This window comes from Nonomuraea sp. NPDC049784 (genome assembly GCF_040659615.1).
In the GTDB taxonomy this organism is placed as follows: Bacteria; Actinomycetota; Actinomycetes; order Streptosporangiales; family Streptosporangiaceae; genus Nonomuraea.
Genome location: NZ_JBFAMX010000839.1, coordinates 1 through 3,556, shown reverse-complemented (window position 1 = coordinate 3,556; position 3,556 = coordinate 1). Strand labels below are relative to the sequence as shown.

General features: G+C 72.7%; 4 protein-coding genes. All 4 read left to right on the top strand.

The genetic code is table 11. The features are described 5' to 3' along the window. Positions 1 to 367, top strand: a 367-nt coding sequence (locus AB0J09_RS59520) for a PH domain-containing protein (RefSeq protein ID WP_360712404.1), incomplete at its 5' end; no start/stop codon positions are given. Between the two features lie 123 nt (positions 368 to 490). Next, positions 491 to 1,189 (top strand): ATP-binding cassette domain-containing protein, encoded by a 699-nt coding sequence (locus AB0J09_RS59515; RefSeq protein ID WP_360712401.1) that lies wholly within the window; start codon positions 491 to 493, stop codon positions 1,187 to 1,189. 83 nt (positions 1,190 to 1,272) lie between these two features. Further along, positions 1,273 to 2,085 (top strand): ABC transporter ATP-binding protein, encoded by an 813-nt coding sequence (locus AB0J09_RS59510; protein ID WP_360712399.1) that lies wholly within the window; start codon positions 1,273 to 1,275, stop codon positions 2,083 to 2,085. Then, on the top strand, positions 2,082 to 3,556 hold a 1,475-nt coding region (locus AB0J09_RS59505; RefSeq protein ID WP_360712397.1), incomplete at its 3' end, for an FtsX-like permease family protein. The genes AB0J09_RS59510 and AB0J09_RS59505, both read left to right, overlap by 4 nt.

Sequence of the window (3,556 nt, the reverse complement as noted above, 5' to 3'; positions counted from 1 at the left end):
GGCTTCCGTGTGGGCGGTCCCGGCGGTGGCGCTGGTGTTCGGGATGTGGGCGGCCGTGGAGGGCGCCAAGAGCCTCGGGCACGCGCTGAGCGGCCGCCATCTCGTCACCAGGCAAGGCGCGGTGGTGCGGCACACGATCGCCCTCGGCCGCAAGGGCATCTCGGGGTGGACGATCAACGAGTCGTTCTTCCAGCGCCGCTCGGGCCTGCTCACCGTCTCCGCCATCACCGCCGCGGGCAGGGGCCGCTACGACGTGGTGGACGTGGGCCGCGCCGACGGCCTGGAGCTGGCGGCGCGAGCGGTCCCCGGCCTGCTCGAGCCGTTCCTGGTCCGCGAGAAGCCGGTCCTGGACCGGGAAAAGCAATGAGCCGCGTGATCCCCCCGGTTTGCCCATGCCCCTGTACTGGACAAACCCGATCCCGCGGCTCAGGTCTTGCAGGACATAACAGTATTTGGGCCACTTGCAACCGGGTTGCAGCTCCATTAACCGTTGACGCGGATCACCGGCGAGGAGGATGATCCGCGGGTGGTGCCTGGACCGGCGCTCGCCTGCCGCGCCCTCAGCTGCCGCGCGGGCGGGCGTACGATCATCGAAGACCTCACCCTCGAGCTGGCTCCAGCCGAGCGCGTGGCGCTCATGGGGCCGTCGGGGTCAGGCAAGACGACGCTGCTGACGACGCTCGCCGGGCTGCTCCCGCCCGCCGGAGGACGGGTCCTGGTCAGGGGCGTGCCCCTGGACGAGCAGCCGGAGCTGCGTGCCGAGCTGGCGCTGGTCTTCCAGTCGTACGGGCTGCTGAGCCTGCTCACGGCGGCCGAGAACGTCGAGGTCGCGCTCCGGGCGGCCGGGCGCACCCCGCGCGAGGCCATGCGGCTGGCGGCGGAGGCGCTGGAGCGGGTGGGGGTGTCCAAGTTCGCCGCTCACCTGGTGGAGGAGCTGTCCGGCGGGCAGCAGCAGCGGGTGGCGGTGGCCAGGGCGCTGGCGTTGCGGCCGCGGGTGCTGCTGGCCGACGAGCCGACGGCCGAGCAGGACGCCGGGCACCGCACCGTCGTGCTGGACGAGCTGCTCGCCGTGACGGGCGACGGCACCACGCTGGTGATCGCGACGCACGACCCCGAGGTGGCCGAGCGCTGCGACCGGGTGATCGAGCTGCGTACGATCGCCCGCAGACGCTCGGAGAGCCGCCCATGAGCCGCACGCCACCCCAGCCCGCCCATGAACCACATGCCACCCCAGCCACAACGACCGCCCCAGCCGCCCATGGGCGGGCTGCCATGAGCGTCGTCAGGTGCGACGGGATCGTGCAGATCTACAACGCACAGGACGTCGAGGTCGTCGCTCTGCGCGACGTGGACCTGGTGATCGACAAGGGCGAGACGGTCGCGTTGCTCGGCCCGTCCGGCGCGGGCAAGTCGACGCTGCTGTGGCTGCTGGCCGGGCTGCTGCGCCCGAGCGCGGGCCGGCTGTGGCTGGACGGCACCGACATGGGACGGCTCGGCCAGCGCAGGCTGGACCAGCTCAGAGCCGCACACATCGGCATGGTCCTGCAGAACCCCGCACGCAACCTCATCGGCTATCTCTCCGCCGCCCAGAACGTGGCCTTCGCCCAGCGCGCGGTCAAACGCGACCGGCGCCACGCCAGAGACCTGCTGCGCCGGGTCGGTCTGGAGGACGCCGGAGACCGGCCCGCGGGCCGGATGTCGGGCGGCGAGCAGCAGCGGCTGGCCCTGGCTGTAGCGCTGGCCAACAAGCCCAGGCTGCTGCTGGCCGACGAGCCCACGAGCCAGCTCGACGAGGAGTCGGGCACCTGGGTGGTCGACCTCATCAAGAGCGCCTCCGAGGCCGACGGCACGACCGCCGTCGTGGTCACGCATGACACCGCGGTGAGCGAGGCGCTGAGCCGTACCGTGACGATCAGGGACGGCCTGGTGGGCGCGGAGGGCAGGCGCGGCGAGGACTTCGTGGTCGTCGGCAGGGAGGGCGCCGTGCAGGTGCCGCCCGAATACCACCACCTGCTGCCGCCCGGCTCCATGGCCAGGATCGAGGAGCTCGAGAACGGCATCGCGCTCAGGAGGGCCGAGCCTTGATCCTGCGCGGCCTCTGGGAACGCCGCACGCTCTCGCTGGTCGTGCTGCTCATCGCGGTCGTGCCGATCGCGTCGGCGGCGGTGGGACCGATCTACTCGGCCGCCGCGCGCACCACGATCGTCAGGGACGTGGTGAAGGCGGCGCCGCTGGAGGGGCGCGGCTGGCGGTACACGACGCCGAGCGGCGGCATCGAGGCCAAGGTCGAGGCGTTCACCAATGGGTCCGGCTTCACGAGCCGGCCGATCTTCGGCATGGAGACCACGAGCGGCCGGCACAACGACCGGCGCTCGTTCTCGCTGGTCTGGCAGGACGGGCAGTGCGAGCACCTGACCCTGGCCAAGGGCCGCTGCCCGAGCGCGGGCAAGGAGGTGATGGCCGGCCAGGCCTCCGGGTTCAAGCTGGGCCAGACGATCTACCTCAGCTCCGTGGTCAGGAGCGAGGTCGCCGATTCCAGGCGCGACCCGGCGCCGCTCAAGGTCGTCGGCATCTACCGGCCGGGGTCGCCGGCCGACCCGTTCTGGTTCGGCAGGACGCTGTTCTCGCCGACCGGTGAGCCGGACAGGGACAAGGCCGACGCGCTGTTCACCGTGCCGCAGACCAGGCTGGACACGTACGTCATCGCCGGCGCCGTCGACTACGCCGGCGTCCACGAGGCCGAGACCGGCTGGACCGACTACGGCATCGTCTTCATCGACGTGAACCACCTCGACGGCACCGACGTCGCGGCCCTGGCCGCCATGCAGGCCGCCGCCGAGTCAGCGGGCAGGAACAGCAACGCCATCGTGTACTCCCGCGTGGCCGACACGCTCAAGCTCATGACCGCGAACACCGGCTCGCTCGGCGTCCCGACGCTCCTGGTGATCGCCCAACTGGTCGGGCTCGGCTGGATGCTGCTCTTCCAGACCGTGGGCGACCTGGTCAGGGCGAGGGGCGCGGAGATCGCACTGGCCAGGTTGCGCGGGCACGGGCGGGTGCGGGTGTGGCGGTTCGCGCTGGCCGAGCCGCTGCTGCTGCTCGCCCTTTCCGTCCCGCTCGGGCTGCTGCTGGGGCACGTCGCGGCGGGCGCGATGATCGGCGCGCTGCTGCCCCCCGGCATCCCGGCCCGCTTCCCGCCGGAGGCCGCGCCGGCCGGGATCGCGGCCATGCTCGGCGGCGTGCTGGCCGCCACGCTCGCGGCCTGGCGCACGGCCACGCGCCCGGTCACCGAGGAGTGGCGGCGCACCCCGCGCAGGTCGGCGCGCGGCTGGGTGCTCGACGCCGTGGTCCTCGCGATCACCGCGCTCGGCCTGGTCGAGCTGCTGGCCACCGGCGTGATCGTCAACGTGTCCGGGCAGAGCTCGAGCGCGATGGCCGTGCCCGGGCTGGTCGCGCTGGGCGTGGCGCTGCTGGCCGAGGTCGACTATCTCAAGCCGTTCTTCGACACCCACCCCGAGCGGCGGGCCGACCTGCGCGCGCTCATGGCCGAGGGCAG